This is a genomic window from Mesorhizobium sp. M2A.F.Ca.ET.039.01.1.1, from assembly GCF_003998035.1.
Lineage (GTDB): Bacteria > Pseudomonadota > Alphaproteobacteria > Rhizobiales > Rhizobiaceae > Mesorhizobium.
In genome coordinates, this window is the sequence record NZ_RZRY01000392.1 from 1 (window position 1) to 6046 (window position 6046).

Annotated in this window: 5 protein-coding genes and 1 pseudogene; all 6 read left to right on the forward strand. The window is 63.7% G+C overall.

Annotated elements, in window-relative coordinates; translation table 11 throughout:
• A pseudogene (locus EOA24_RS24720) lies at positions 1 to 558 on the forward strand (phosphopentomutase); the annotation flags it as partial.
• The gene (mutM, locus tag EOA24_RS24725; protein WP_126079387.1) at positions 551 to 1441 is read left to right on the forward strand and encodes a bifunctional DNA-formamidopyrimidine glycosylase/DNA-(apurinic or apyrimidinic site) lyase; all 891 of its coding nucleotides are present in this window, start codon (positions 551 to 553) and stop codon (positions 1439 to 1441) included. The pseudogene EOA24_RS24720 and the gene mutM, both read left to right, overlap by 8 nt.
• A gap of 46 nt (positions 1442 to 1487) precedes the next feature.
• On the forward strand, positions 1488 to 2261 hold the full coding sequence (locus EOA24_RS24730) for an enoyl-CoA hydratase (RefSeq protein ID WP_126079388.1): 774 nt from the start codon (positions 1488 to 1490) through the stop codon (positions 2259 to 2261).
• Between the two features lie 290 nt (positions 2262 to 2551).
• Positions 2552 to 2818 carry a 30S ribosomal protein S20 gene (rpsT, locus tag EOA24_RS24735; protein WP_040985913.1) on the forward strand — a complete coding sequence of 89 codons (267 nt, stop codon included), beginning with the start codon at positions 2552 to 2554 and terminating at the stop codon, positions 2816 to 2818.
• Positions 2819 to 3656: 838 nt separating this feature from the next.
• Entirely contained in the window at positions 3657 to 5204 is a 1548-nt protein-coding gene (dnaA, locus tag EOA24_RS24740) for a chromosomal replication initiator protein DnaA (RefSeq protein WP_126062828.1), read from the forward strand.
• Positions 5205 to 5404: 200 nt separating this feature from the next.
• The coding region (gene dnaN / locus EOA24_RS24745) for a DNA polymerase III subunit beta (protein WP_127410151.1) at positions 5405 to 6046 on the forward strand (642 nt) is incomplete at its 3' end.

Consider the following 6046-nt stretch of genomic DNA (forward strand, 5'->3'; position numbering starts at 1 on the left):
AACCGCCGCGACTATGCGGTGCCGCCGCCTGAGCCGACCCTGCTCGACCGGCTGACGGAGCGCGGCAGCAAGGTCATCGCCGTCGGCAAGATCGGCGATATCTTCGCCCATCGCGGCATCTCGCAGGTGCGCAAGGCCGGCGGCAACATGGCGATGTTCGACAAGGCGCTCGGCGCCATGGACGATGCCGGCGACGGCGACCTGGTCTTTGCCAATTTCGTCGACTTCGACACCGAGTTCGGTCACCGGCGCGATGTCGCCGGCTACGCGGCCGCGCTCGAAGCCTTCGACCGCCGGCTGCCCGAGGCGCTGTCGCGCATCAGGCCGGGCGACCTTCTCATCCTCACAGCCGACCATGGCAACGACCCGACCTGGCGCGGCACTGACCATACGCGTGAGCGCGTTCCGGTGATCGGCATCGGGCCGGGGCTGAAGGGCGGCGACATCGGGCTGAGGCCAACCTTCGCCGATATCGGCGAAACCGTTGCGGATCACCTTGGCCTGGCAGCCGGACGCCATGGGACATCATTCCTTGCAGCGATAGGCGGCCATGCCTGAACTGCCTGAAGTCGAAACCGTCCGGCGCGGACTGCAGCCGGTCCTGGAAGGGGCGCGGCTGGTCAAGGTCGAAGCGCGCAGGCCCGACCTTCGCTTTCCTTTTCCCGAGCGCTTTTCGGAGCGGCTGACAGGCAAGACCTTGACGGCGCTTGGCCGGCGCGCCAAATACCTGACGATGCATGTCGAAGATGGTCCGGTGCTGATCTGCCACCTCGGCATGTCGGGGTCGTTCCGGATCGAAAGCGCCGGGAGCAGCGACCTCCCCGGCTCCTTCCATCAGGAGCGCTCGAAGATCGCCGCGCACGACCATGTCGTGTTCGACGTCACCTCGCCGAACGGCGTGCGGTCCAGCATCATCTTCAACGACCCGCGCCGCTTCGGCTTCATGCTGTTTGCCGAAGGCGCGCCGGACACCCATCCGATGCTGGCGGGACTCGGCATCGAGCCAACCGGTAACGCGCTCGACGGCCCCCTGCTCGCCTCGCTGCTGAAGGATCGCAGATCGCCGCTCAAGGCGGCGCTGCTCGACCAGCGCCTGATCGCCGGGCTCGGCAATATATATGTCTCGGAAGCACTGTGGCGCGCCGGGCTCTCGCCGCTGCGCGAAGCCGGCACCATCGCCGGCTCGGCCAAGAAGGCGAAGGGACAAAGCGAACGCCTCGCCGAGGCGATCCGCTCGGTCATCGCCGATGCGATCGCCGCCGGCGGCTCGTCGCTGCGCGACTATGTCCAGGCCGACGGATCGCTCGGCTATTTCCAGCATTCCTTCGCGGTCTACGATCGCGAGGGGGAGCCGTGCCAGAAGCCGGGCTGCCGCGGCCATGTCGAACGCATCGTGCAGAGCGGCCGCTCGACCTTCTATTGCCGGACCTGTCAGCGGTAAGCTAGGAACGGTATCGATCATCCCACCCCCGCGGAGGAAGCGAACCATGACCTATGAAACCATTCTCGTGGAAACACGCGGCAAGGTCGGGTTGATCACGCTGAACCGGCCCAAGGCGCTCAATGCACTGAATTCGCAGGTGCTTGCGGAGGTGGTCGCGGCGGCGAGCGCGTTCGATGCCGATCCCGCCATCGGCGCGATGGTGCTTACGGGCTCGGAAAAGGCGTTCGCCGCCGGCGCCGACATCAAGGAAATGCAGGCGATGTCCTTCGCCGACGCCTACACGCAGGATTTCTTCGTCGGCTGGGAGGAATTCACGCGCACGCGCAAACCCATCGTCGCGGCGGTCGCTGGCTATGCGCTCGGCGGCGGCTGCGAGCTGGCCATGATGTGCGACTTCATCCTCGCCGGCGACAACGCCAAATTCGGCCAGCCCGAGATCACGCTCGGCGTCATGCCGGGCATGGGCGGCTCACAGCGGCTGACCCGATTCGTCGGCAAGTCCAAGGCGATGGACATGTGCCTGACCGGGCGGATGATGGACGCGGCCGAGGCCGAGAGGAGCGGGCTGGTGTCGCGGGTGGTCCCGGTCGCCGAGCTGCTCGACGAAACGCTGAAGGCGGCGGCGAAGATCGCCGAGTTCTCGCTGCCGTCGGTGATAATGACCAAGGAAGCCGTCAACCGCGCTTACGAGACGACGTTGGCCGAGGGGCTGCGCTTCGAGCGCCGTCTTTTCCATTCGCTGTTTGCGCTCGACGACCAGAAAGAAGGCATGGCCGCCTTCGTCGAGAAGCGGAAGCCGAACTTCACCAACCGCTAAAGCATGTCTCCCGAAAGTGGGGACCGGTTTCGGGATAAAGACATGCTTAAAATCAAAACCTAAAGCGCATGGAGCGAATCTGAAAGATCGCGACGCGCTTTAGGCGCTTCGCCCAGGTGGCCGCGATTTTGCGGGACATGACATCGAGGCCCAAAAAGACCGCGAAGCGGCGTTGACGAGGCGGAAAAGCTGAACTATAAGCCGCACCAACCGAGGCGGCCCGTGGCTGCCCGTTTGTTTTTTGCGCCCTGCGACATCGCTGGCGTTCACCAGATCAGAAGAGAGGCATCATGGCCAATACTTCCTCGGCCAAAAAGGCTACGCGCAAGATCGCCCGCCGCGCTGCGGTCAACAAGAACCGCCGCTCGCGCGTCCGCACCTATGTCCGCAAGGTCGAAGAGGCACTGGCCGCCGGCGACAAGGCCGCTGCGGTGGAAGCCTTCAAGGCTGCGGAACCGGAATTGATGCGCGCCGCCACCAAGGGCGTCGTCCACAAGAACACGGCTTCCCGCAAGGTTTCGCGACTGGCTCAGCGGGTCAAGACGCTGTCGGCCTGACCGACTCAATCCTCCATCGATTTGGAACCCGGCCGCACAGGCCGGGTTTTTTCGTTTGCCGGCAAGTACTTAAAAAGTTCGCCCGCAAGCTGCACTTGTGAGGCGATTCAAAATGCCGGTATTGTTTTGCCGGCATATACAGCGCCGCTTATATCTGCGCGCCTCTGCCGCGGCAGCTGCCCAAATTCTCCTGTCAAAAATTCCGCATTCTTTTCAGGTGCTTACAGACGGTCATCCACAGCTTGTTCAACGCACGGCCGGACCGCGGGGGAGAAGTAGCTGTCAAGAGAATTATTTCAGAATATTTCGTTTCGGGCGGTCTTTTTCATATTCGCCGGAAAAGGGTTTGAATCACAATGGCTTTGTCAAAACGTGCCGTCGCAGCACCCGAATTCAAGCCCCGTTCGGTAACCAGATTCGTTAAAAAACCGTTAGATGTGGCCTTGCCCTATCCACAGCGATTTCGGTAATGTCCATCCATCGAAGGGACGGGCACTAAGCCCCTGACCCAGCCTGAATCGGCCAGCACAAAATGGCAGAATTCATGACGTGGAGCAATTCCGCGCGTGGCTTGGTTTGTCTCTTCGGTGCGGTAGGGGACTGGCGTAATTGTACATTGGCGGTCGATGTCTCGCCGGCGTTTTCGCCGGAGGGTGGCGTATTGCCTTGTCTTTGTCGGAAGCCGGCGTGCGGAGCCGGCGGCTGGTCCCTTGCGCGAGTTGCGATGACCGTTTGCCGGCGGCGGCAGGGCAGCGCGGCGAATGAGGTCGCCGGACCAAGGATGCAGGAGGCGCATCCCCGGCGGGAAAAGGGTACGAGAAGACAAGGAACTGTGATCATGCAAAGCGGCATCGAGAGGGAGATAGCGGGCGATCTCCCATTTCCAGCAACTTTTGTCGGAGAGGGCGACGTGGCGGTATCCAGCGACGCGGAACAGAAGTTCGAACGGGTCAAGGCCCAGCTGAAGGCGCGTCTGGGGGCCGAGGTCTATTCGAGCTGGTTTGGTCGCATGAAGGTCGCCGAGGCCTCCCGCGGCATTGTCCGCATCTCGGTGCCGACCGCCTTCCTGCGGTCATGGATCAACGGCCACTATCTCGAGCTTATCGCGGAGCTGTGGCGGCATGAGGATCCCGACGTCCTCAAGATCGAGATCGTCGTGCGCACCGCGACGCGCCAGGGGCGCAACCATGTCGAGCCGGAAATCGCGCCGGCCCGCAAGACGACCAGGCAGACGCACACCGCGCTCGCCAACGGCACCGCGAGCGCCGGACGCGTGGAACAACGGGCGCCGGCGCCCCGCCAGGGCGCGTCCGCGGAACCGGAGTTCCGCCACAATGTTCTGGGGTCGCCGCTCGACCCGCGCTACACGTTCGCCTCCTTCATCGAGGGACCGTCCAACAGGGTGGCCTTCGCGGCGGCGAGAGCCGTGGCGGAATCGCAGTCGAGCGCGGTGCGTTTCAACCCGCTTTTCCTGCATGCCACCGTCGGGCTCGGCAAGACGCATCTCTTGCAGGCGATCGCGGCGGAATCGCTGCGACACAATCCGAAGTCGCGCGTCGTCTATCTGACGGCGGAGTATTTCATGTGGCGCTTCGCCACCGCGATCCGCGACAACAACGCGCTGACGCTGAAGGAGCAGCTGCGCGACATCGATCTCCTGATCATCGACGACATGCAGTTCCTGCAAGGCAAATCGATCCAGCACGAATTCTGCCACCTCATCAACATGCTGCTCGACAGCGCCAAGCAGGTGGTGGTCGCGGCCGACCGGCCGCCGTCGGAACTGGAATCGCTGGAACCGCGCGTGCGGTCGCGCCTCAATGGCGGCGTGGCGCTGGAAATGTCGGCGCCGGATTTCGCCATGCGGCTCGGCATGCTGAAGCTGCGCCGCGCCACCGCCAAGAGCGATGACACCTCGCTCGACATCTCGGACGAGATCCTGGAGCATGTCGCCCGTACGGTCACCGGCAGCGGGCGCGAGCTTGAGGGCGCCTTCAACCAGCTTCTGTTTCGCCAGTCCTTCGAGCCGCAGATCACGATCGACCGGATCGACGAGATCCTCGGCCACATCTATCGCTCGGGCGAGCCGAAGCGGGTGCGCATCGAGGACATCCAGCGCATCGTGGCGCGCCATTACAACGTGTCGAAGACGGAGCTTCTGTCCAACCGGCGCACGCGCACGATCGTCAAGCCGCGGCAGGTGGCCATGTATCTGTCGAAAGTGATGACGCCGCGCTCGCTGCCGGAGATCGGGCGGCGTTTCGGCGGCCGCGACCACACGACCGTGCTGCATGCCGTGCGCAAGATCGAGGACCTTTCGGGCGGGGACAACACGCTGGCGCAGGAGCTCGAACTGCTCAGAAGGCTGATCAACGACCAGGCCTGAGGCGATGCAAAAATGGCCGGCGACCCGCTTCGCCGGCTTTATCCCCAGAAAGCCCGCGCAACCGGCCCGAACCGGTGCCGCGGGCTTGCCTTTGCAGGCTTTTTACTGTCAGCTTACGGAGATTCTGGAAGCCTTTCAGGGCTTTCGCGGGATGCCGCCTGCCGGTGACCCGTTCATTCATTGAAGCGAGCCTGTTCGTCATGCGTGTTATCCTGGAACGGTCAAATCTCCTGAAGTCCCTCAACCACGTCCACCGCGTGGTCGAGCGGCGCAACACCATCCCGATCCTCTCCAACGTGCTGCTCAGCGCCGAAGGCGCGAGCCTCGAGATGAAGGCGACCGACCTCGACCTCGAGGTGACAGAGGCGACACCCGCCAAGGTCGAGCGCGGCGGCGCGACGACGGTGCCGGCGCATCTGCTCTACGACATCGTGCGCAAGCTTTCCGATGGCGCAGAGGTGATGCTGAAGACGGACGAGGACGGCAACGCGATGACCGTCACCTCCGGCCGTTCCAGCTTCCGCCTGCAGTGCCTGCCGCAATCCGACTTCCCGGAGCTTTCGGCCGGCTCGTTCTCGCATATCTTCCGGCTGGAATCGGCGGCGCTGAAGGGGCTGATCGACAAGACCCAGTTCGCCATCTCGACCGAGGAAACGCGCTACTACCTCAACGGCATCTACCTGCACGCCGTCGAAGTCGGCGGCAAGCTGAAGCTGCGCTCGGTGGCGACCGACGGACATCGCCTGGCGCGCGCCGAGATCGACGCGCCGGCAGGTTCAGAAGGCATGCCGGGCATCATCATTCCGCGCAAGACGGTGAGCGAGCTGCAGAAGCTGGTCGAC